This window comes from Streptosporangium sp. NPDC000509 (genome assembly GCF_042898365.1).
Taxonomy (GTDB): Bacteria; Actinomycetota; Actinomycetes; order Streptosporangiales; family Streptosporangiaceae; genus Streptosporangium.
In genome coordinates this window covers 230,982-253,966 of record NZ_JBIAYX010000014.1, presented here as the reverse complement: position 1 = coordinate 253,966, position 22,985 = coordinate 230,982, and the positions used below count along the sequence as shown (strand labels likewise).

18 protein-coding genes are annotated in these 22,985 nt (G+C 71.5%); 9 read left to right on the top strand and 9 right to left on the bottom strand.

Translation table 11 applies throughout. From position 1 onward, the window contains the following. Positions 1-163: 163 nt before the first annotated feature. Complete coding sequence (locus ACFY3D_RS25920) at positions 164-2,512, bottom strand: HelD family protein (protein WP_389983691.1); 2,349 nt, start codon at positions 2,510-2,512, stop codon at positions 164-166. Positions 2,513-2,684: 172 nt separating this feature from the next. Between ACFY3D_RS25920 and ACFY3D_RS25915 the strand changes: the two genes are divergently transcribed. The 4 genes from ACFY3D_RS25915 to ACFY3D_RS25900 all read left to right on the top strand — a co-directional run bounded on the left by ACFY3D_RS25915 (position 2,685) and on the right by ACFY3D_RS25900 (position 6,412). Beyond that, positions 2,685-3,881: an ROK family protein gene (locus ACFY3D_RS25915; RefSeq protein ID WP_389983579.1), complete on the top strand. Its 1,197-nt coding sequence runs from the start codon at positions 2,685-2,687 to the stop codon at positions 3,879-3,881. Positions 3,882-3,969: 88 nt separating this feature from the next. Then, on the top strand, positions 3,970-4,188 hold the full coding sequence (locus ACFY3D_RS25910) for a hypothetical protein (protein ID WP_389983576.1): 219 nt from the start codon (positions 3,970-3,972) through the stop codon (positions 4,186-4,188). Continuing rightward, positions 4,185-5,444, top strand: a complete 1,260-nt coding sequence (locus ACFY3D_RS25905) for a 6-phospho-beta-glucosidase (RefSeq protein ID WP_389983573.1) — start codon at positions 4,185-4,187, stop codon at positions 5,442-5,444. Before ACFY3D_RS25910 ends, ACFY3D_RS25905 begins: the two co-directional genes overlap by 4 nt. Next, entirely contained in the window at positions 5,441-6,412 is a 972-nt protein-coding gene (locus ACFY3D_RS25900) for an N-acetylglucosamine kinase (RefSeq protein WP_389983570.1), read from the top strand. Before ACFY3D_RS25905 ends, ACFY3D_RS25900 begins: the two co-directional genes overlap by 4 nt. Before the next feature lie 23 nt (positions 6,413-6,435). On the opposite strand, the gene ACFY3D_RS25895 is transcribed toward ACFY3D_RS25900, so the two are convergent. The 3 genes from ACFY3D_RS25895 to ACFY3D_RS25885 form a co-directional block, all read right to left on the bottom strand. Then, the gene (locus ACFY3D_RS25895) at positions 6,436-7,371 is read right to left on the bottom strand and encodes a nucleoside hydrolase (protein ID WP_389983567.1); all 936 of its coding nucleotides are present in this window, start codon (positions 7,369-7,371) and stop codon (positions 6,436-6,438) included. A gap of 155 nt (positions 7,372-7,526) precedes the next feature. After that, positions 7,527-8,003 (bottom strand): Lrp/AsnC family transcriptional regulator, encoded by a 477-nt coding sequence (locus tag ACFY3D_RS25890; protein WP_362897229.1) that lies wholly within the window; start codon positions 8,001-8,003, stop codon positions 7,527-7,529. A 46-nt stretch (positions 8,004-8,049) separates the two neighbouring features. Continuing rightward, complete coding sequence (locus ACFY3D_RS25885) at positions 8,050-9,660, bottom strand: ATP-binding protein (RefSeq protein WP_389983564.1); 1,611 nt, start codon at positions 9,658-9,660, stop codon at positions 8,050-8,052. 163 nt (positions 9,661-9,823) lie between these two features. Here ACFY3D_RS25885 and ACFY3D_RS25880 point away from each other — a divergent pair, with 163 nt between their 5' ends. Both ACFY3D_RS25880 and ACFY3D_RS25875 read left to right on the top strand, forming a co-directional pair. After that, positions 9,824-10,786, top strand: a complete 963-nt coding sequence (locus ACFY3D_RS25880) for a pirin family protein (RefSeq protein WP_389983561.1) — start codon at positions 9,824-9,826, stop codon at positions 10,784-10,786. 232 nt (positions 10,787-11,018) lie between these two features. Next, complete coding sequence (locus ACFY3D_RS25875; RefSeq protein ID WP_389983558.1) at positions 11,019-12,428, top strand: dihydrolipoyl dehydrogenase family protein; 1,410 nt, start codon at positions 11,019-11,021, stop codon at positions 12,426-12,428. A 90-nt stretch (positions 12,429-12,518) separates the two neighbouring features. Here ACFY3D_RS25875 and ACFY3D_RS25870 read toward each other — a convergent pair whose 3' ends face one another. Next, positions 12,519-13,634, bottom strand: coding sequence for a M24 family metallopeptidase (locus ACFY3D_RS25870; RefSeq protein ID WP_389775455.1), 1,116 nt, complete (start codon positions 13,632-13,634; stop codon positions 12,519-12,521). Positions 13,635-13,926: 292 nt separating this feature from the next. Between ACFY3D_RS25870 and ACFY3D_RS25865 the strand changes: the two genes are divergently transcribed. From ACFY3D_RS25865 to ACFY3D_RS25855, 3 genes are all read left to right on the top strand, one after another. Continuing rightward, positions 13,927-15,075, top strand: coding sequence for a PP2C family protein-serine/threonine phosphatase (locus tag ACFY3D_RS25865; protein WP_389983555.1), 1,149 nt, complete (start codon positions 13,927-13,929; stop codon positions 15,073-15,075). Between the two features lie 8 nt (positions 15,076-15,083). Beyond that, on the top strand, positions 15,084-15,995 hold the full coding sequence (locus ACFY3D_RS25860; protein WP_389983552.1) for a 5'-3' exonuclease H3TH domain-containing protein: 912 nt from the start codon (positions 15,084-15,086) through the stop codon (positions 15,993-15,995). Between the two features lie 108 nt (positions 15,996-16,103). Beyond that, a complete protein-coding gene (locus ACFY3D_RS25855; protein ID WP_389983549.1) occupies positions 16,104-17,531 on the top strand; it encodes an RNB domain-containing ribonuclease in 1,428 nt (475 codons plus the stop codon). A gap of 112 nt (positions 17,532-17,643) precedes the next feature. Here ACFY3D_RS25855 and ACFY3D_RS25850 read toward each other — a convergent pair whose 3' ends face one another. From ACFY3D_RS25850 to tatA, 4 genes are all read right to left on the bottom strand, one after another. Continuing rightward, positions 17,644-20,373 (bottom strand): DEAD/DEAH box helicase, encoded by a 2,730-nt coding sequence (locus ACFY3D_RS25850; RefSeq protein ID WP_389983546.1) that lies wholly within the window; start codon positions 20,371-20,373, stop codon positions 17,644-17,646. A 139-nt stretch (positions 20,374-20,512) separates the two neighbouring features. After that, a complete protein-coding gene (locus ACFY3D_RS25845) occupies positions 20,513-21,388 on the bottom strand; it encodes a YegS/Rv2252/BmrU family lipid kinase (RefSeq protein ID WP_362897238.1) in 876 nt (291 codons plus the stop codon). A gap of 17 nt (positions 21,389-21,405) precedes the next feature. Continuing rightward, the gene (gene tatC, locus ACFY3D_RS25840) at positions 21,406-22,344 is read right to left on the bottom strand and encodes a twin-arginine translocase subunit TatC (protein ID WP_389983543.1); all 939 of its coding nucleotides are present in this window, start codon (positions 22,342-22,344) and stop codon (positions 21,406-21,408) included. 58 nt (positions 22,345-22,402) lie between these two features. Further along, positions 22,403-22,738 (bottom strand): Sec-independent protein translocase subunit TatA, encoded by a 336-nt coding sequence (gene tatA, locus ACFY3D_RS25835; protein WP_350948313.1) that lies wholly within the window; start codon positions 22,736-22,738, stop codon positions 22,403-22,405. Positions 22,739-22,985: the final 247 nt, after the last annotated feature.

Here is a 22,985-nt window from a genome sequence, read left to right as displayed (position 1 = left end):
CGGGCGCAGGAGACGGCGATGTCGAAAAGCGGCCGACCGGCCAGTCCCGTGCTGGACTGGGCAGCAAACTACCGAGCCCAGCGCAGATGTCAACCGTGTCACTAACAGCGGAAACATCAAGTTTTCGCAGCTGGGACATGATCGACGAGAGCCGTCAATGCTCTCATGTGATCCGATGTCGCTCAAGTCGAGCGAGGGCACCGGGAAGCGGGCCGTCGTGTACGACGCCAAGCCGCTGGGTGGCGCGGGTCAACGCCACGTAAAGATCGCTCGCCCCGCGTGGGGACTCGTCCAGGATCAGCTCCGGTTCGACCACGACGACCGCGTCGAACTCCAGCCCCTTGGCCTCGGCGACGGTCAGCACCGCCACCTGCGCGTCCAGGGCCGCCGCTCCCGGTCCGGCCACCGCGCCGTCGACGGAGCGGACCACGATCGCCCCGAACTCCTCGGCGCGCGACTCGGGAACGATCACGACGAGCCGTCCGCCCTCGACGACCTCGGCCTTGACGACCTCGGCGAGGGAGTCCGTCGGGGAGGCCGCCCACGGCCGCGCCCCCGTCTCCCGCACCGAGGCCGGGGCGCTCAGCGCCGGATCCACCAGGGTGAGCACATCGGCGGCCACGGCCATCAGTTCGGCCGGGGTGCGGTAGTTGACGCTGAGGGTCTCCTCACGCCAGCGTCCCGCCACGTACGGATCCAGGACCCGGCCCCAGGAGCGCGCTCCGGCCGACGAACCGGTCTGGGCCAGGTCGCCGACGATCGTCATCGACCGCGTCGGGCAGCGGCGCATCAGCATGCGCCAGGCCATCGGCGACAGTTCCTGCGCCTCGTCGACGATGACGTGCCCGAAGGCCCAGGTGCGGTCGGCCGCCGCGCGCTCGGCGGTGGTCAGGAAGACGTCGTCACCGAGGTGACGGGCGGCGAACTTCTCCGCGTCCATGATGTCGGACAGTCCGGTCAGCTCCAGGACCTCCTTGGCGTAGGCGAGCTGGTGCTGTCGTTCGTCGAGCGCGGCGGCGCGCTGCGCGGCCTGTTCCTCCTCGGCCATCCACGCTCCGGCCCGCAGCACGGCGGGGTCGATGTCGCCGAGCAACTCGGCGGCCTCGTCCAGGAGCGGCACGTCGGACTCCGACCACCAGTCCTCCCCCTTGCGAGGCGGCTCGCGCAGCATCAGCTCGCGCTCGGCCGCGCCGAACTCGGCCGCGGCGTGGTCGAGGCGCTCGCGGGAGGTGAACAGGCCGATCAGGAGCTGCTGCGGGGTGACGTAGGGCCACAGCCGGTTCAGCGCCGCCTTGACGGGCCGCTCGGTGCGGAGGTCCTCACGGATGTCGGCCAGCTCGTCGTCGTCGATCATCCCCTTGCCGAGCTGCCTGGCGGCCTGCCGGGCGAGCGCGTTGAGCAGGTGGCGGACGAAGACCGCGCGGGCCTCGTTGTGCGCCCTCTTGGAGCGGGCCGCCCGGCTGCGGGCGGCCTCCAGGACGTTCCCCTCCAGCTTGAGGGTGTAGCGGTCGAGCTTGATCTCGATCGGCTTGCGCGGCACCCGCTGCCGCTCGCGCACGGCCCGCGCGACGACCTGGGCCATCCGGACGTCCCCCTTGACCGCGGCCACCTCCGCACGTTCCCTGCGGCGGGGGACGACTCCCGGGTACAGCTCGGAGACGGTCGACAGCAGCACGTCGGTCTCGCCCAGGGAGGGCAGCACCTGCTCGATGTAGCGCAGGAAGGTCAGGTTCGGACCGAGGATGAGCACGCCCCTGCGGGCCAGTTTCTCCCGGTGGGTGTAGAGGAGGTAGGCGGCGCGGTGCAGCGCGACCACGGTCTTGCCCGTGCCGGGACCACCCTGCACGACCAGCACCCCGTTGAGGTCGGAGCGGATGATGCGGTCCTGTTCCGACTGGATGGTGGCCACGATGTCACGCATCCGGCCGGTGCGCCTGGCCCCGAGGGAGGCCAGCAGCGCGGCCTCCCCGTTGAGGGTGGCCACGTCCTCCTCGGTGAGGCTGTCGAGGTCGAGGAGGTCGTCGTCGATCCCGATCACCGTACGGCCCTTGGTCTGCAGGTGCCTGCGCCGGGTGACGCCCATCGAGGCCGCGGGGGTGGCGCCGTAGAAGGGCTGCGCCACCGGCGCCCGCCAGTCGATCAGCATCCGGCGCTGGTCGTCGTCGGCCATGCCGATGCGACCTATGTAGAGCGAGGTGTCGTCGGCGTTGTCGAGCCGGCCGAAGCACAGGCCGTTCTCGACCGCCCACAGACGGCCCAGGCGTTCGGCGTACATCCCCGCGAAGCTGTCGCGCTCGGAGCGGTTCTGGTGCGTGCCGCCACTTCCGCCCTGCGCGAGAACACTGTCCAGCTGTCGCTGAGTGCGCTCGCGCAGCAGATCAAGCCGGGCATAAAGGCGGGAAACGTACTCCTGCTCCCTGGCCAGCTCGATTTGACGGGTTGCCGTCGCTCCATTATCGTTACTAGTAATGGGATACTCCGGGCCATTGCACTGGTTGTTATGACAAACCATCACCCTAGCAGGTCCGTCGAGAAGTTTACCCGTCCCGCCGTCATCACAGCTTGATTGCGGCCTCCCCTGCCTGCTTGACGAGAATCCGCGGGGCTCCTTACATTCACTCGAAGTTAGGAAACTTTCCTAACTTCGCCGCGCAGGTGGACGCGAGGACGTACGCGGAGGACCAGTGACCCAGCCGACGCCCGGCACCCCCAGCCTGCTGCGCGCGATCAACGACCGCGCCGCCCTGCAAGCGCTGCTGGAGCGCGGCCCGCTGACCCGCCCGGAGATCGGCACCCTCACCGGTCTGTCCAAGCCCACCGCCTCGCAGCTCCTCATCCGCCTGCAGGAGGCGGGCCTGGTCGTGCTCGACGGCATCCGCGAAGGGCTGCCCGGCCGCACCGCCGAGGTCTACCGGCTCAACCCCGCCGCCGCGCACGTCGCCGCGCTGGACGTCACGCGCGCGGGCATCGACGTCAGGGTCGCCGACATCACCGGCACCGTGACCGGCGAGCACCGTCTGCCCAGCCCCGGCCGCTCCGGCGGCGACGCGCTGGAGCGGGTCCGTGCCGCGCTGGAGGGCGCGAACGCCCCCGCGGCGCTGCGGCGCGTGGTCATCGGCGTGCAGGGCACGATCGACCCCGGTACGGGGAAGATGGCGTACGCCACCAGCAAGGACATGCCCGGCTGGCACATCCCCGACCTGGTCCGCACCCTCGGCGACGGCCTCGGCGTGCCGGTCTCCGTGGAGAACAACGTCAACCTCGTCGCCCAGGCCGAGCAGGCGCACGGCGTGGCCCGCGGGCACGCCGACTTCGTGCTGCTCTGGGCCGACGAGGGCCTGGGCGCCGCACTGGTCCTCGGCGGCCGGCTGCACCGGGGTGCCACCGGCGGTGCCGGGGAGGTCGGCTACATGCCCACCCCCGGCGCCCCGACCGCCAGGGACACCGGCCGCTACGCCAACCACGGCTACCAGGCCCTGACCGGCGGCCCGGCGGTACTCAAGATCCTCAGATCGTACGGCGTGCGCGGCACCACGCCCACGCAGGCGGTGTTGAACGCCGTGCGGGCCTCCACCTCCACCGGCAGGCGTGCCGACGACGCCCGCGCCGGGCTGCGCGACATCGCCTCCCGGCTGGCCGTCGGACTGGCCTCGATCACCTCGGTCGTCGACCCCGAGATCATCGTGCTGACCGGCGGAACCCTCCTCTCCGGTGGCGACACCCTGCGCGAACTCGTCGAGCACGAACTCCACGCGCTCACCATCCCCCGGCCCCCGCTGCTGCTGTCGACCGTCGAGGGCAACCCCGTCCTCGCCGGCGCGCTCGACCTCGCCCTCGCGACCGCCCGTGACGAGGTCTTCGGCTCAACCGTCCCCTCCTGACCCTTCCCGGCCTCGGCCGCCCTTCCCCGACCCGCACGAAACTCCCCGAGAACGCCCCCGGATCCACCGCCCTCAGGAGGCAGCCGTCGTGCACCGACGCCTTCCCACCTTCGCCCCGACCCCCCTCACGGAGAAAAAGAACCACACGTTCCTTCCCTGGCCGGTGTCCTCGCGAGCACCGCGCGGTGTGCGGTGGAACCTCACCGGGGTGACACCCCTGCTCGTCACGGCCCCGGCGATCGTCGTGTTCCTCCTCGCCCAACAGGTCCTCATCGAGAGCGTCACGCTGACAGGAGCAAAAGGGTGAAACTCGCCGTTGTCGGAGGCGGTTCGACATACACGCCGGAGCTGATCGACGGTTTCGCCCGGCTGCGCGACGAGCTGCCGCTGAGTGAGATAGCGCTGGTCGACCCGGACGCCCGGCGGCTGAGGTCGGTGTCCGGCATGGCGCGCCGGATGCTGGCGCGGGCCGGGCACCCGGCCACGGTCGTCGCGACCTCCTCGGTCGAGGAGGGCGTCACCGGAGCGCACGCGGTCCTGCTGCAGCTGCGCGTCGGCGGCCAGGCGGCGCGCGACGTGGACGAGACGCTGCCGCTGGAATGCGGCTGCGTCGGTCAGGAGACGACCGGTGCCGGTGGGCTGGCCAAGGCGTTGCGCACGGTGCCGGTGGTGCTGGACATCGCGGAGAAGGTCAGAAGGCACGCGCCCGGCGCCTGGATCGTCGACTTCACCAATCCGGTCGGCATCGTCACCAGAGCACTGCTGGAGGCGGGGCATCGGGCCATCGGCCTGTGCAACGTGGCCATCGGCTTCCAGCGTCGCTTCGCCGCCACCCTGGGCGTCGCCCCCGCGAGGATCTCGCTGGGCCACGTCGGTCTGAACCACCTCACCTGGGAGCGGGCCGTCCACCTGGACGGGGTGGACGTGCTGCCCAGGCTGCTGGAGAGCCACGCCGAGGAGATCGGCGGGGACGTCGGCCTGCCCGCCGCGCTCATCCGCCGCCTGGGCGTGGTGCCCTCCTACTATCTACGCTACTTCTACGAGCACGACCTGGTGGTGGAGGAGCAACGCGGCAGACCGTCGCGCGCGGCCGAGGTCTCGGCGATGGAGACGGCGCTGCTCGAGCTGTACGACGACACCGCGGTGGACACCAAGCCCGAACTGCTGGGCAAACGCGGCGGGGCCTTCTACTCCGAGGCGGCGGTGGCGCTGATCGCCTCGCTGACCGGCGACCGCGGCGACACCCAGGTGGTCAACCTGCGCAACGACGGCACGCTGCCGTTCCTGCCCGACGAGGCGGTCATCGAGGTACCGGCCACGATCACCTCGGCGGGCGCGGCCGCACTGCCCGTCGACCCGGTGGAGCCCCTCTTCACCGGGCTCATCGCCCACGTCACGGCGTACGAGACGCTGGCGCTCGAGGCCGCGCTGCACGGCGGCGAGGACCGCGTCGCCGACGCGCTGCTCGCCCACCCGCTGATCGGCCAGGCCTCGCTCTCCGGCGACCTGGCCAGGCGCCTGGTCGAGGCCAACCGCGGGCACCTGTCCTGGGCGACCGCGTGAGAACGGTCCTGGCGGTCGACGGCGGCAACAGCAAGACCGACGTCGCGCTGGTCGCGGAGGACGGCTCGGTCCTCGCCACCGGACGCGGCGGCGCCTTCCAGCCGCAGACCACGGGGGTGGGCGTCGCGATCGACGTGATCGGCGACACCGTGCGCTCCGTACTCGGGCCGGGAACGGTCACACCGTACGCCGACCACGTGGCCGCCTACGTGGCGGGCGCGGACCTGCCCGTCGAGGAGGAGGCGCTGTGCGCGGAGATCCTCTCCCGGGGGTACGGCAGGCGGGCGAGCGTCGGCAACGACACCTTCGCGCTGCTGCGCGCCGGGGCCTCCGGGCCCGCGGGAGTGGCCGTGGTCTGCGGCGCGGGGGTGAACGCGGTCGCGGTCTCCCCCTCGGGGGAGGTGGCGAGATACCCCGCGCTGGGACGGATCACCGGCGACTGGGGTGGCGGTCTCGGCCTCGGCGAGGAGACGCTCTGGCACGCCGTGCGCGCCGAGGACGGCCGGGGCCCGGCCAGCGCGCTGGCCGTCGTGGTCCGCGAGCACTTCGGCACCCGGACCGTCGAGGAGGTGTCGCTCGCCATCCACTTCGGCGAGGTGCCCCACGGCAGGCTGAGCGAGCTGGTCCCGGCGCTGATGGCGGTCGCGAACCGGGGGGACGCGGTGGCCCGATCACTGGTGACGCGGATGGCCGAGGAGGTGATCGTGCTCGCGGTGGTCGCGATGCGACGCCTGGACCTGCTCTCCGTCCCGACGGAGGTGATCCTGGGCGGAGGCGTCCTCACCGCCCGCGACCCGCTGATGAGCGAGCTGCTGGAGCGAGGCTTCGCCGAGCGCGCCCCGCAGGCCAGGCCGATCGTCTCCGACGTCGCACCCGTCATGGGCGCCGCCCTGCTGGGTCTGGACGCCCTCGGCGCCACCGAGGAGGCCAGGGCCCGCCTTCGTGCCCACTTCCACGCCCTGCCCTGAGGCTCCGCCCCTCCAAAGCGGCCTCAGGACTCGATGGACTCGGCGACTCCGGCGTAGACGGTCAGCAGCAGGTCCCAGAAGCGGCCCACGTCGAGGGAGGTGCCGACCAGGGCGTTGGGAACGCGGCCCCGGAGGGCGAAGTCGGTCACGGTCATCCCCGCGGTGAAGCGGCCCGCCGTCTCGACGTCCACGACGGCGGGCTCGAGGGTGATGAGCGACGGATCGATCAGGTGAGCGATCGCGCAGGCGTCGTGGATCGCGGGGCCGTCCTCGGCGGTGATCATGCCGTAGAACCGCACGCACGGCAGGAGCAGGTCGGTGCCGAGCCTGCCCATCGCCGCCATGCGCTCCGCCACCGCCTCCGTGGTCACGGCGCCGCGGCTCACGTCGAGACCGATCATGGTCACCGTCCAGCCCGCGCCGAAGACGATCGCGGCGGCCTCGGGGTCGGCGGCGATGTTGAACTCGGCCGCGGGAGAGAAGTTGCCCCTGGTGTAGGACCCGCCGAGGATCGTGAGCCCGCGCGCCCAGTTCACGATCGCGGGCTCCCTGAGTACGGCGAGCGCCACGTTGGTCAGCGGGCCGATCGCGACCAGGGTCACCTCGCCAGGGTCGGCCCTGAGCGTCTCGATGATGAAGTCGGCCGCGTGCCCGGCGGCCGGCGGGAGCGACGCCGTGGGCAGCAGCGCGTTCCCGAGACCCGAGCCTCCGTGCACGCCCGCCGCGTCCACCCGGGGGCGCAGAAGGGCACCCGCGCTGCCCGCGACGACCGGCACCTCGCCGAACCCGAGGAACTCGCGGAGCCTCAGCGCGTTGTCGGTGGTCCTGGCCAGTTCGACGTTGCCGCCGACCGTGGTGATCCCCAGGATCTCCAGCTCAGGGCTCCCGTGGGCGAGGACGAGCGCCAGCGCGTCGTCGATTCCCGGGTCGCAGTCGATGATGATCTTTCTGGGAGGCACCCGTCCAGCTTGAATCAATTGCCTCACCCCGGCAAATCAGGAGCAACCCCCCAAACAGGAGAGCGAACCGGTCAGCGCGCCCGGAAGAACCCTCGGCGCCCCCTCATCACACGAGAGGACGAGCCCATCCGGGACGACCTCACCCCTGGGAAAGGTCAGGCGCGCTCCTCGGGCTTCCCTTCGTCCTGACCCGCCGGCTCAGGGGCGCGATGCTCGTACGGCGTGCTGAGCACGACCGTCGTGCGGGTGGAGACGTTGGCGGCGGTGCGGATCTGGTTCAGCAACTCCTCAAGCGCGATGGGCGAGGCCACCCGCACCTTGAGGATGTAGCTCTCGTCCCCGGCCACACTGTGACAGGCCTCGACGGCGCTCAGGTGGGCCAGCCGCTCCGGCGCGTCGTCGGCGGCGGCCGGGTCGATCGGCTTGATGGAGACGAACGCGGTGAGCGGGAGCCCGATGGCGTCGTAGTCGACCAGCGCGGCGTACCCGCGCAGCACCCCGCGCTTCTCCAGCCGGCGCACCCGCTGGTGCACCGCCGACACCGAGAGCCCGGTCTCCCTGGCGAGATCGGTGAAGCTCATCCGGCCATCCCTGGCCAGTAATGTGACGATACGGCGGTCGATCTCCTCCATCCGGTAAACGGTAACGGCATTCGGGTCGGCGCGCGCCGTCCACGTGTCACGGCACGGTCCCAACCGTGATCTCCGAAGAGTCCTCCCGCCCGCTCTCCTCCTGCCGCTCCGGCGCGACGGCCTCGGCGGGGAACGTGATGACGAAGCGGGCGCCCTCGTCGTACTCGGTGTCCAGCCTGATCGTGCCGCCGTGCTGCTCCACGATCTTCCTGCAGAGCGCCAGGCCGATCCCCGTGCCCTCGTAGGCGTCCCGCTGGTGCAGCCGCTGGAAGATGATGAAGATCTTTTCTGCGAAGGTGGGCGAGATGCCGATGCCGTTGTCGGTGACGGTCATCCGCACCTCCCCGTCGATCCGCTCGGACTCGATCGTGACCCGGGGCGCGCGGTCGGGGTCGCGGAACTTCAGGGAGTTACCGATCAGGTTCTGCCAGAGCATCACGAACTGGGTCCGGTCACCGACGACCGCGGGCAGCTCACCGACCTCGATCTCGGCCCCTGACTCCTCCACCGCCGCGGAGAGGTTGGACAGAGCCCTGTCGATCACGTCGTTCAGGTCCATCTCGACGGGTTCCCTGGTGATCCGGCCCACCCGGGAGAAGGTCAGCAGCTCGTTGATGAGCACCTGCATGCGCTTGGCGCCGTCCACGGCGAAGTCGATGTAGGTGTTGGCCCTCTCGTCGAGCTGGGAGGCGTACCGCTGCTGGAGCATCTGACAGAAGGAGGCGATCTTCCGCAGCGGCTCCTGCAGGTCGTGTGAGGCCACGTAGGCGAACTGCTCCAGCTCCGCGTTGGAGCGCTTCAGCTCCTCGGCCTGGGCGGCGATCCGCAGCCGGGAGCCGCGTGCCTCCTCCAGTTCGTTGACGATACGCCCGCGCATCGCCTCCATGTCGTCGGCCAGCTCCGCGAGGTCGGCGGGGCCGCCGGTGTCCACGTGGTGCGCGAAGTCCCCCATGGTGACCCTGCGGGAGGCCTCGCGCAGCCGGGCCAGAGGGCCGAACACCGCGATCTTCAGCAACACCGCCACCGTGATGATGGTGATCAGGAAGGCGGCCAGGATGCCGAAGAAAGTGGCGTCCCTGACCGCGTGGGCGGCCTCCAGATCGGCACGGGCCGACTGCCTCGCCTGGCCCCAGGCGGTGTTCTGGACGTCGATCGCCTTTCTGACGGCGTCGAAGGAGCGCTTGCTCTCCTCCGACTGCTCGGCGCTCACGCTCTTGGGACTCTCGTCCCTGACCTTGGCGATCATCGGTTCCGCGTAGCGGGTCCGCCACTCGGCGGCCAGCCGTTCCACCTCCTGGAGCGCGCGCAGCGGTTCCGCGCCCGGCGCCAGCCGCCCGATCTGCGCCGACACGGCGAGCTCGTCGCGCCGCCCGTCCAGGTACGGCTGCAGGAACTCCTCCTTGCCGGTGAGGACGAAGCCACGTACCCCGGTCTCCTGGTTCAGCAGGGTCGCCTGCAGGCGTTCGGCCTGGATCCTGCCCACCGAGATGTGGTCGATCAGCCTGGTGGACGCGGCCGCCGCGTTCCGCAGGACCGTGGCGCCGATGATCGCCGACAGCCCGAGCAACAGGGTCATGGCGAGCAGTACGACGTTGAACCACGTCTGCGCGCTCCAGCGGCTTTTGCGAGATCCGCTCGGAGGTGTCTCGGTGGTCATGCGGCCTCTCACTTCACGCGATGTCCGTCCCACCGGGGCGGTGGGCGACCGTTGGGGTGGACGAAAGATACCGGAACCGGGCGCCGACCACGCACATGATCCTCACTCGGGGATTGTGCCACCCCGTGCCCGGCGGGACCGGATCGCACCGTACATTCGCACAATGAGCAACCTGGAAACGGATCCGCGGGAGTCGGCCTGCGGCGGCCTCGCGGACGTGTCGGCGAAACCGGTGAACGAGCTGCTGACCGGCCGGGACGTGGTGCTGGGCGGGCCCCGGGCGATGAAGGTCACCAGGACCCTGCCGAACCGGGACGTCAGGATGGTCGGCGCGTGGTGCTTCGTCGACCACTACGGTCCCGAGCGGGCGACGATGCACGTTCCCCCGCACCCGCACACCGGCCTGCAGACCGTCAGCTGGCTCGTGGAGGGCGAGGTCCTGCACCGCGACAGCCTCGGCAGCGAGCAGCTGATCAGGCCGGGCCAGCTCAACCTGATGACCGCCGGGCGGGCCATCTCCCACGCCGAGGAGTCGTCGGCCGAGGCCGTGCTGCACGGGGTCCAGCTGTGGGTGGCGCTCCCCGCCGCCGCCCGCGAGACCGCCCCGGCCTTCGAGCACCACCCGGCGCTGCCCACGCTGACCGCGGCGTCGTCGCCGGGCGTCACGGTGACCGTCATCATGGGCGAGCTGGGCGGTGTCACCTCCCCGGCGACGGTCCACACCCCGCTGGTCGGGGCGGAGATGACGCTGGAGGCGGGCGCCGGGACCTCGGTCCCGCTCCGTCCCGGCTTCGAGTACGCCGCGCTGGCCCTGTCCGGAACGGTACGGGTCGGCGAGACGGATCTCGCCCCCGGCCCGCTGCTCTACCTGGGCAGCGGGCGCTCGGAGCTGGCCGTGAGCGCCGAGGTGCCCGGGCGGCTGCTGCTCCTCGGCGGCGAGCCGTTCGAGGAGCGGATCGTCATGTGGTGGAACTTCGTCGGCCGCAGCCACGAGGAGATCGCCGGGTTCCGGCGGGAGTGGATGGAGGGCGAGGGGTTCGGCACGGTGCCCGGCACGGGAGCCGCCCCGCTGCCCGCCCCCGAGCTGCCCCTCACCCCCCTCAAGGCGCGCGGGCGCCGCCGCTGACCCCGCTTTTTCACACATCCCCCTGATCTACCTGGAACGACCGGAACGGAGGACAGGGCCGGAAGCGGAAAAGCCGGGGAAAGGCCGGACGGCCCGCGCACGAAGGCGACCCGCCCCGGACCCGCCGCGGTCCTGAAGGCGTGACTGCGGCCGAGGGGTGCGAAGCTGGTACGACCGGCGTCGCCGGAGGCGGCGCGCGGTCGATGGGCCGGTTCTCTCTGGGAGGTAAGTCGTGTCGGACGAGTTCGACGTGGTGGTTGTGGGCGCGGGCCCCGCGGGCGAGAACGTCGCCGACCGCGCGGTCAAGGGAGGACTGACCGCCGCGATCGTCGAGAGGAACCTGGCCGGTGGCGAGTGTTCCTACTGGGCGTGCGTCCCCAGCAAGGCGCTGCTGCGCCCGGTGGAGCTGGTCGCCGAGGTCTCCCGGGTGCCCGGCCTGACGCTGGGCCCGATCGACACCGCCGCCGTGCTCGCCCGGCGCGACGAGGCGGTGTCCCACCTCGACGACGGCGGCCAGGTCGAGTGGATCAAGAGCGTGCCGGCGGAGTTCGTCCGCGGGCACGGGCGGCTGGACGGTCCCAAACGGGTCGCGGTCACCGCGAAGGACGGCTCGGTCCGCACGCTGACCGCCCGGCGGGCGGTCGTGCTGGCCACCGGCAGCGGCGCGGCCGTCCCGCCGATTCCCGGCCTGGCGGAGGCGTCACCGTGGACGAGCCACGAGGTGACGGCCGCGACGAGCGTTCCCGGACGGCTGGTCGTGCTGGGCGGCGGCGTGGTGGCCTGCGAGATGGCCCAGGCCATGCACGGGCTCGGCGCCCGGGAGACGACGGTGCTGGCGCGCGGCGGGCTGCTCGGCAGGATGGAGCCTTTCGCGGGTGAGCTGGTGGCCGAGTCGTTCGCCGAGGCGGGCATCACGGTGCGCACGGGCGTCCAGGTGACGAAGGTCGAGCGGCCCACGCCCGGGGGTCCGGTGACCGTCCACCTGTCCGAGGGCCCGCCCGTCGAGGCCGACGAGCTGCTCGTGGCCACCGGCAGGCGTCCGGCGACCGGCGACCTCGGCATGGAGACCGTCGGTCTGGAGGCCGGGCGCTCGGTGGAGGTCGACGACAGCATGCGTGCGACCGGCGTCCCCGGTGACTGGTTGTACGCGGTGGGCGACGTCAACGGCCGCGCCCTGCTCACCCACATGGGCAAGTACCAGGCACGGGTGTGCGGCGACGTCATCGCGGCGCGGGCCAAGGGCGAAACCGACGACCTGCCGGGCCTGCGCGACGTGGCGGACGCGTACGGCGCGCCGCAGGTGATCTTCACCGACCCGCAGGTGTGCTCGGTCGGCCGGACCGAGGCGCAGGCCCGCGCCGAGGGGTTCGACGTCCGCGCGGTCGAGTACGACCTGGGCAGGGTGACGGGGGCCTATCTGCAGGGTGACGGCTACCGGGGCAGGGCCAAGGCCGTCGTGGACGAGCGGCGCCGCGTGCTTCTCGGGGTGACCTTCGCCGGTCCGGCGGTGGGCGAGATGCTGCACTCGGCGACGATCGCCGTCGTCGCCGAGGTGCCCCTGGAGCGGCTCTGGCACGCGGTCCCGTCCTTCCCCACGGCCAGCGAGATCTGGCTGCGGCTGCTGGAGACCTACGGGCTCTGACCTGGCGTCCCGGCCGGGAGCCGACACGCTCCCGGTTCGGACCGCCGCCGGGACCGTGCGGCCGGTCACCGGCGCGCGGACCGCTCCGCCCTAGACGACCACCAGCTCGCGCGGGCGGTGGTTGACCCGCTCGCCACCCTCGTCGGTGCAGACGAGGATGTCCTCGATGCGGGCGCCGTGGGCTCCCGGCAGGTAGATGCCCGGCTCGACGGAGAAGGCGAAGCCGGGCGCCAGCGGCTCGGCGTTGCCCGTGACGATGTAGGGCTCCTCGTGGGTCTCCAGGCCGATGCCGTGACCGGTGCGGTGGATGAAGTACTCGCCGTAGCCCTCGGCCGTGATCACCTCTCGCGCGGCGGCGTCGACCGCCTCGCACGGCACCCCGGGGCGCACGGCGTCGCAGGCGGCCTGCTGAGCGCGCCTGAGCACCTCGTAGTACTTCAGGAAGCCCGCCGGAGGCTCGCCGACGGCGTAGACGCGCGTGGAGTCCGAGCAGTAGCCGTCGGGCATCTGGCCCCCGATGTCGACCACGATCGGCTCGCGCTCCCGCACGACGCGGTCCGACAGCTCGTGGTGCGGACTGGCGCCGTTGGGCCCTGAGCCGACGATGACGAAGTCGACGGTGGAGTGACCGGTCGCGAGGATCGCCTCGGTGATGTCCCTGCCGATCTCGCGCTCGGTCCTGCCCGCCCGCAGGAAACCGGGCACCTGGGCGTGGACGGCGTCGATCGCGGCCCCCGCCCTGCGCAGCGCCGCCACCTCTGCCGGGGTCTTGCGCATCCTCAGCCCGCGCAGGACGGTCCCGGCGAGCACCTGCTCGGCCCCGGGGATCGCGTCGCGCAGGCGCAGCGACTGCATCGCCCACATCCGGTCGGCGAGGCCGACCTTGCGGACCGGGCCCAGCCGCCGGCCGACGACCGCGTACGGATCGTCGGTCTCGTCCCACGGGACGAACTCGACGCCGAGCCGCGACGCCGGGGAGCGCTCGGCCGCCGGCAGCTCCAGGCGGGGCACCATCAGGAACGCCTCGCCCTCGGCCGGCAGCACCAGGCAGGTGAGCCGCTCCAGCGGCAGCGCCTCGTAACCGGTCACGTAGCGAAGGTCGGGGCCTGGCGTGAGCAGCAGCGCGTCGAGCCCGGCGGCGGCGGTCGCCTCGCGGACGGCGGCCAGGCGGGTCACGGGATAGAGATCAGAGGGCTCCGTCGTCACGCCGACCAATCTAATCCCCGGCGGAACGGCGACGCATCCGGGCCCCGCCCCGGAACCGAAAGTCGGGGAAAGGAAGGCACGAGAGCAGCCTCACCACTACAATCTGTTGAAGTACGATCACACTTTGTTGGCAAAGTATCCATAAAGCCACACATCGAGAGCGAGCTACATGGTCGGCGTAGTGGGCGGCCACCAGCCACCCCTCCACCCACGAAACGACCAGGTGACCGGTCCGGCCTCATCGACCGCCGCTGAGACGGCACAGCGGTCACGCGGTGAACCGGACGAGCACATGGCCGTTGAGCGACACCTCCTCACCGCACGCCTCGCGCACGCGGAGCGCATGGGTGAGATGGGCTGGGCCGAGTGGGATCTCCAGACCGGAGAGTCCACCTGGTCCGATCAGGCGTACACCATATTCGGCCGCGCCCCCGGCGACGGCCCGATCCACCTGCGTGACCTGGTCGGTCACGTCGAGGTGGCCGACCGGCCCGACCTCGACCGGCTGCTGTGGTCCGTCGTGCACCGGGCCCAGGCCGGGGAGGCCGAGTTCCGCATCCGCCGCCGCGGTGAGCTGCGCCACCTACGCGCCGCGCTCGACCCCGTCGTGAGCGACGGGCATCTCAGCGTGCACGGCGTCGTCCAGGACATCACCGGCCGCCGCCGCGCCGAGCGGATCATGTCGGAGTCGCGCAGCAAGCTGCTGCGGATCCGTGAGCAGGTCGCGGAGGAGCACGACATGAGCGTGACCCTGCGCGAGGCGATCATGCCGGGCCTGGGAGACAGCATCGACCTGCCGCACGCGCGCATCGCGGTCCGCTACGTCGCGGCCGGGGTCGACCCCGGCCTGGGCGGCGACTGGTACGACGCCGTTCCCCTCGCCGACGGCAGGGTGCTGCTCGCCATCGGCGACGTGTCCGGACACGGGATGCCCGCGATCTCCCAGATGGCCCAGCTGCGCCACGCCCTGATCGGCCTCGCGATGACCGGCCACTCCCCCGCCAGGCTGCTCGCCTGGCTCAACGACCTCGTGCTGCACCGGATGCCCGAGACGACGGCGACCGCGGTCGTCGGCCATCTCGACCCGGACACCAGGACGTTCACCTGGGGGCAGGCGGGACACCCCGCGCCGATCCTGGTCCGTGAGGGGACGGCCACCCAGCTCGACCCGCCCGCCGGGGTGCTGCTGGGCGCCACTCCTGACGAACCGTACGAGACGGCCGGGGTCGAACTGCGGGAGGGTGACCTCCTGCTGCTGTTCACCGACGGGCTGGTGGAGCGGCGCACCCGCGACATCGACGAGGGACTCGCGCTGACCATGGAGGCCGCGGCCCTGCTGCGAGGAGACCCGGACAACGAGCTCGACCGGCTCATCGAGGTGATCGGCGGCCCCAACCCCGAGGACGACACCTGCGTTCTGGCGATCGGAGTGCTCGGCTGATTGGTTAAATGGTCGCCATGCCCGGCCTGATGCTCCTTGACACCCCCTCGCTGTACTACCGCGCCTTCTACGGCATCCCCGAGTCGATGACCGCCCCCGACGGGATGCCCGTCAACGCGGTGCGCGGCGTCATCGACATGATCGCCATGTTGGTCCGGCGGCACTCCCCCACCGAACTCGTCGCCTGCATGGACGCCGACTGGCGCCCGGCCTTCCGGGTGGCGGCCATCCCGACGTACAAGACCCATCGGCTCGTCGAGGGCGGTGCCGAGGAGACTCCCGACACGCTCGCCCCGCAGGTGCCGGTGATCGAGCGGGTGCTCGACGCGGTGGGCATCGCCCTCGTCGGTGTTCCCGGCTACGAGGCCGACGATGTGATGGGCACGTTCACCACGCGCGCGAGCGGTCAGGTCGACGTCGTCACCGGCGACCGCGACCTGTTCCAGCTGGTCGACGACTCCCGGCCGGTCCGGATCCTCTACACCGCGAGGGGGGTCAAGAACCTCCAGCTGGTCGACGAGGCCGCCGTCACCGAGAAATACGGTGTCCCGGGCCGCTCGTACGCCGACTTCGCCACCCTGCGCGGCGACCCCAGCGACGGGCTGCCGGGCGTGCCGGGGGTGGGCGACAAGACCGCCGCGGCCCTGATCACCCGGTTCGGCTCGCTGGAGGCGCTGCTGCGGGCCCTCGACGGGGGCGAGGGAGGCGGCGACCTGACCGCCGGGCAGCGCGCCAGGCTGTCGGCGGCCCGCGACTACCTGCGGGTGGCCCCCGAGGTGGTCCGGGTCGCCCGCGACGTCCCCCTTCCCGAGGCGGACATCGCGCTTCCCGTCAAGCCCCGTGACCCGGAGGCGCTCGCCGCCCTGAGTGAGCGCTACGGCCTGTCCGGGCCGCTGGAGCGCCTGACCTCGGCGCTCTGACGGCTCATCCCCCGCCTTCCCGCCTCCGACCTGCTCTTCCGCCGTGCCGATCACCGTCGCCCCGACCGGCCGGTGAGGAGTCCGCCGCGAGCCGGTAGGTTGCTCCCTGTGCCTCACAAGAGCATCCTGGTGCCCGAAGGGGCCCATCCACGGCTCGGCGACGGTTTCGAGCGGATCCGCCGTGAGATGAAACTGCCCGACGGATTTCCCCGGGCGGTGATCGACGAGGCCGAGTGGGTCGCCGAGGTGCCCGCCCTGCCCCGGCTGGACCGTACCGACCTGCCCCTGATCACCATCGACCCTCCGGGCGCGATGGACCTCGACCAGGCCGTGCACCTGGAGGAGCGGTCCGGCGGCTACCGCGTCTGGTACGCCATCGCCGACGTCGGGGCGTTCGTCAGGCCCGGTGGCGCGATCGACGCCGAGGCCCGCCTTCGCGGCGAGACGGTCTACCTGCCCGACGGGCGCGTGCCGCTGCATCCGCCCGTCCTGTCCGAGGGTGCCGCCAGCCTGCTGCCGGGGGTGACCCGGCCCGCCGCGCTGTGGTGCGTCGACCTGGACGCCGAAGGCCTGATCGTCGGCGCGGACGTGAGCAGGGCACTGGTACGCAGCCGCGAGCGGCTCGACTACGACTACGCGCAGGCCGCGGTCGACACCGGCACCGCCGACGGCACTCTTCGACTGCTGGCCGAGATCGGCCGGCTCAGGCTCGCCCAGGAGCGGGCCAGGGGCGGCGTGACGCTGCCCACCCCCGACCAGGAGGTCGTCCCGGAGAAGAACGGCTACCGGGTCGAGTTTCGCGCCCCGCTCGCCGCCGAGGCGTGGAACGCGCAACTCTCACTGCTGACGGGCATGGCCGCCGCCTCCATGATGCTGGACGCCGAGATCGGCCTGCTGCGGGTGCTGCCGCCCGCCCCCGCCGAGAGGATCGTCCAGGTCCGCCGGGTGGCCGCCGCGCTGGGCGTGCCCTGGCCCGAGGGTGCCGGGTACGGCGACGTCGTCCACTCCCTCGACCCGAGGATCCCCGAGCAGGCCGCGTTCCTGCAGGAGTCGACGGTGCTGCTGCGCGGCGCCGGATACGTCGCCTTCAACGGCGAGCCGCCCGCGCAGGCGGAGCACGCCGCCGTAGGGGCACCGTACGCGCACGTGACCGCTCCGCTGCGCCGCCTCATCGACCGCTACGCCACGGAGATCTGCCTGGCCATCGCGGCGGGCGAGCCGGTGCCCCAGGAGATCCAGCGGACCATGGGCGAACTGCCGGAGATCATGCATGCCACCGGGCGTCGCGCGGGCAGCGTCGAGCGGGCGTGCGTGGACCTGGTGGAGGCATTCGTCCTGCGCGAGCGGGTGGGCCAGACGTTCGACGCCGTGGTGATCGACGTGGCCGAGGACCGGCCGTGGGGTCAGGTGCAGGTCACCGACCCCGCGGTGGTGGCCCGCTGCGACGGCGAAGGGCTCCCGCTGGGAGAGGCCGTACGCGTGCGGCTGACACGCGCCGACCCAGCCACCCGCGAGGTCCGCTTCAGCCTGGCCTGACCCGTTCCCGGGCTCGACCGAGATCCCGCGAAGCTCTCCACCGGGCCTCCGCGGCGGGTTTCCGGCCGCGGAGGCCCGCCGGAGAGGAGGGAAACAGGTCGGCGGCAGGAGCTCAGGTCAGGGACGAGTAGGCCACCACCCCGCGCCGCAGGGCGTCCATCGACTTGCCCGCAGTCTGCTTCACCTTGCTCCCCGCCGGGGCCGCGTCGGAGATCTGACCGAGGAGGTCGAGCAGCTGCTTGGTCCAGCGGACGAAGTCTCCCGCGGCCAGTTCCGCGCCGGGCACGCCGTCACGGAGCACGGCGTCCAGGCTGTGACCCTTGGCCCAGCGGAAGGCCGCCCAGGCGAAGCCGAAGTCGGGCTCCCTGATGAACGACAGGCCGTGGTCGCTCTCGATCGAGTCCAGCTCACCCCACAGGCGCACCATGTCCGCCAGCGTCTTCTGAGCCGCTCCCGCGGGGATCCTGGGCTGGCGGGCGTCGTCGGCCTGCCGCGACTCGAAGACCAGCGACGACACGCACGCGGCCAGCTCGGCCGGGTCCAGGTTGTTCCAGAGTCCCGCGCGCAGGCACTCGGCGGTCAGCAGGTCCAGCTCGGTGTAGAGCTGGGCCAGGCGGCGGCCCTCCGCGGTGACGCTCTCACCGTCGAGGTAGCCGAGCTGGTCGAGCACCCCGCAGACCTTGTCGAAGGTGCGGGCGATGACGTGGGAGCGGCCCTCGACCCTGCGGCGCAGGCCCTCGGTCTCGCGGAGCAGCTTGTAGTAGCGCTCGGCCCAGCGGGCGTGGTCCTCGCGCTCGTCACACCCATGACAGGGATGCCGGCGGATCTCGGTGCGCAGCCGGTTGATCTCGTCGTCCTCCGCGGCGTGGTCGCGTGCCCGCACGGGCTTGCCGAAGTCACGGTCGCCGATCTTGGCGTGCACCGAGGAGACCAGGTTGGCCCGCTCCTTGGGCGAGCGGGCGTTGAAGTTCTTCGGGATGCGCAGGTGCTCGACCGGCTCGACCGGGACGGGAAAGTCGGCCGGTGACAGCTTCTTGACCTGCTTGCCGATGGTCAGCACCAGCGGGGAGGGCCCCTCTCCCCGGGAGTTGAGGCCGGGGTCGAGGACGACGGCCAGACCGGCCCTGCGCCCGCCGGGCACCCTGATGATGTCACCCGGCTTGAGCGCCTCCAGCGAGCGCAGCGCCTGCGTCCTGCGTGCCGCGCCGCGCCGGCGCGACAGCTCGGCCTCCCGGTCGGACAGGGCCCTGCGCATCGCGGCGTACTCCTCGAAGTCGCCCAGATGGCAGGTCATCGCCTGGCGGTAGCCCTCCAGGGCCTCCTCCGCTCGGCGCACCTGCTTGGCGATGCCCACCACGGCCCGGTCGGCCTGGAACTGCGCGAACGAGGACTCCAGGAGGGTTCTGGCCCGCTCCCTGCCCACCTGGCCGACGAGGTTGACGGCCATGTTGTAGGAGGGACGGAAGCTGGAGCGCAGCGGGTAGGTGCGGGTGCTGGCCAGGCCGGCGACCTGGAGCGGGTCGGTGCCCGGCTGCCACTGGACGACCGCGTGGCCCTCCACGTCGATGCCTCGACGCCCGGCCCGTCCGGTGAGCTGGGTGTACTCGCCGGGGGTGAGGTCGGCGTGGGTCTCGCCGTTCCACTTGTCGAGTTTCTCGATCACCACGGAGCGGGCGGGCATGTTGATGCCCAGCGCGAGCGTCTCGGTGGCGAACACTGCCTTGACCAGGCCCCGGGTGAACAGTTCCTCGACGACCTCCTTGAAGGCGGGGAGCATCCCCGCGTGGTGGGCGGCCAGGCCGCGCTCCAGGGCGTCGCGCCACTCCAGGTAGCCGAGCACACCCAGGTCCTCGTCGGGCAGGTGCGCGGTGCGCTCGTCGACGATCTGCCGGATCTCGTGACGCTCGGCGTCGGTGGTGAGCCGGATGCCGTCGTGCAGGCACTGCATGACGGCGGCGTCGCAGCCCGCCCTGGAGAAGATGAACGTGATCGCGGGCAGCAGGGCGTCGGCGTCCAGGCGCTCGATGGCCGCGGCACGGTCCGGCGGACCGTTCCTGCGAGGCCGTGAGTAGCCGCGGCGCCCTCTGCCGTACGCCTGGCGCTCCTCGTCCTTGGCGATGCGCAGGAGGTTGGGGTTGATCTGGGGGCGCCGGTCGTCGTCTCCGGTGACGAACAGGTCGTAGAGGCGGCTGCCGACGAGCATGTGCTGCCAGAGCGGGACCGGGCGGTGCTCGTCGACGATGACGCTGGTGTCGCCGCGGACCTCGCCCATCCACTCGCCGAACTCCTCGGCGTTGCTGACCGTGGCCGACAGGGCGACCAGGCGCACCGACTCGGGCAGGTGGATGATCACTTCCTCCCAGACCGCGCCGCGGAACCGGTCGGCGAGGTAGTGGACCTCGTCCATGACCACGAAACCGAGCCCCGCCAGGGTGGAGGACCCGGCGTAGAGCATGTTGCGCAGCACCTCGGTCGTCATGACGACGATGGGGGCCTCGCCGTTGACGCTGTTGTCGCCGGTGAGCAGGCCCACCTTGTCGATGCCGTATCGCTTGACCAGGTCGTTGTACTTCTGGTTGGACAGCGCCTTGATCGGGGTGGTGTAGAAGCACTTGCGGCCCTCGCGCAGGGCGAGATGCACCGCGAACTCGCCCACGACGGTCTTGCCCGAGCCGGTGGGCGCCGCCACGAGGACTCCGTCACCGGCCTCCAGGGCCCGGCAGGCGTCGAGCTGGAAGTCGTCCAGCTCGAAGTCGTAAAGACCGCGGAACGAGGTCAGCGCCGGCCCGCTCTCGGCCTGGCTCTGACGGAAGGCAGCGTATCGTTCCGCTGGGGTCGTCATGGCTCCAGCCTACCGATATCGGGATTCCGGCCCGTCCCCCTTCTCCCCGGATCCCGTCGATCGCGCGGGCCACCCCGGCGGGCCGTCCGGGCGGCGCCGCACGGTCCTCGTCCAGGACCGTCGGCGTACGTCGGCGGCCCTAGACGAGGACCGCCAGCGCGCCGGGGACGATCTCGCATGTCAGCGGGGTGGGGCCGATTCGCTCGCCGTCGGCGTAGGCGATCACTCCCTGGGCCTCCAGGGTCACCCGGCGGGCGCGGAGCATGGTGACGGCGGGATGGGCGCCGTGGGAGCCTCGGTAGACGCGGGGGAAGGTGCGCAGGAACTCCATCTTGGGGATGGCCCCGAGGATCGTCACGTCCAGCAGGCCGTCGTCGGGGACCGCGCCGGGACACACGCGCATGCCCGCGCCGTAGGAACGGGTGTTGCCGACCGCGACAAGCATCGCCTCACGCTCGACGATCTCGTCGTCCAGGCCGATCCTGAACGGGATGGGCCGAAAGGAGCGCAGCTCCTCGGCGAGGGCGACAAGATATCTCGCCATACCGGGCGGCCAGGTCATGGTGTTGGCCCGCTCGTTGACCCGGGAGTCGAAGCCACAGGCCAGTACCCCGGCGAACCACTCGTCCTCGCCCGCCTTCACGGCGTCGACCGTGCGCACCCGCCCGCGCAACACGGTGTCGGCCGCGGCGAGCGGCGCCTTCAGCGGGATGCCGAGCGCGGCGGCGATGTCGTTGCCCGTGCCCACGGGGATGACGCCCAGTGGTACGCCGCTGCCCGCGGCCGCCTGGACGGCGAGGTGGACCAGGCCGTCGCCGCCGAAGGCCACCAGCGCCTCCGGCTCCTCGGCGACGGCCGTGCAGGCGCGTTCCAGCGCGTCGGAGGCGGAGTCTCCGAGGATCACCGAGACCTCGCGTCCCCCCTGCCGCAGGCGGTCGAGCACCGGGGAGAGCAGTCCCCGGGAACGGCCGCCGCGGGCGGCGGGGTTGACGAGGACTGCGATCTCTGCGGGCACAGACCGGAACTTATCCGCTATTTGCCGGGATCGGGGTCGGTCGTTCTCGAATCGATAGGAGCCGGATCGTCGACCGGGGTCACGGCGCCCACGGACGAGACGTCGTCGTCGAGCGAGGAGGCCTCGTCGTCGGAGAGGTGGGAGAAGTCCTCACCCTTGGGTTGTCTTCTCTCCCTGAGATACATGAACCCCTCGGCCAGGCCGAACAGCAGCACCATCGGCAGGGCGAGCGCGATCATCGTGAACGGGTCGCCACCGGGGGTGGCGACCGCGCCGAAGACGAACATGAGGAAGATGACCATGCGGCGGTGCTTGGCCACCAACGAACGCGGCAGCACCCCGATGATGTTCAGGAACACCATGAGCAGCGGCAACTCGAAGGAGATGCCGAACACGATGATCATGATCAGCGCGTAGCTGAGATACTCGTCGATCGTGAGGCCGACCACCGATCCCGGCGGGGCGAAACCCAGCAGGATCGACAGGCCCGTGTCCATCACGAAGTAGGCCAGGGCGGCGCCCGCGAGGAAGAGCGGGACGGCCAGCACCATGAACAGGATCGAGTAGCGCTTCTCGTTGCGGTACAGGCCCGGGGTGACGAAGCCCCAGATCTGCCAGAGCCAGATCGGCGAGGAGGCCACGAGGCCGAACATCGCGGCGACCTTGAGGTTCACGAAGAAGGAGTCGAAGACCCCGAGGATCAGCATCGTGCACTGCCCGGACCGCAACTCCTGCGCCTGCGGGAGCCCACAGTAGGGCGCCGACACGAACTGCCAGATCGGATCGAAGAAGATGAAACCGACGATGGTGCCGGCGACCAGGCCGAGCAGGGCGATGACCAGCCGGTTACGCAGCTCGCGCAGGTGCTCCATGAGCGGCATGCGACCGTCGCCCGCCTCTGCGGGCGACGGTGCCGCCCCGTTCCGGCCCGATTTGGGCCACTTCAGCAGCGCCATTCGCGAATCCTGGGGTGACGAGTCGAGTGATGGGGGTAGATCTTCAGGCTACCGCCGATCACTGCTGCTTGGGCGCTCCGGCCTGGGCGCGCAGCCGTGCGGCCTGCTCCTCGAGGCGGCGGGCCTCCTCCTCGACGCTCAGCGCGGGAGCCGGAGGCTGCGTCGCCGCCGGGATCGACTGCGGAGCCGGGGCGGCGGGCTGGGGCTGCGCCTGGACGACCGTGGCGGTCGCGGTCTCCGTCTCGTCCTCGTCGCGGAGCTTGGCGGTCTCCGACTTGAAGATGCGCAGCGACCGGCCGAGCCCGCGGGCGGCTTCCGGCAGCTTCTTGGCACCGAAGAGCAGCACCAGGATCAGGCCGATGATGATCAGCTCAGTGGGTCCGAGGTTGGGCATTACACATCCTTACGCCGGGCGACGTGCGGTCTTTGCCTCCGATCGTACGCTCCCCCGGCGGCAGACTCATCCCTTTGGCCCCGCGCGATCGCCGTACGCTCGCCGAACAGGACCCGAACGGGCTCCAGTCTCCCCTCCGTCCGATCGACCTCACGGCTCAGCGCGGCGGCCGCACGCAGCACGCGAACGGCGAGGAAACCCAGCAGGGCAAGCCCTCCGAAGGCGAGTGAGACCGCGGCGATGATCC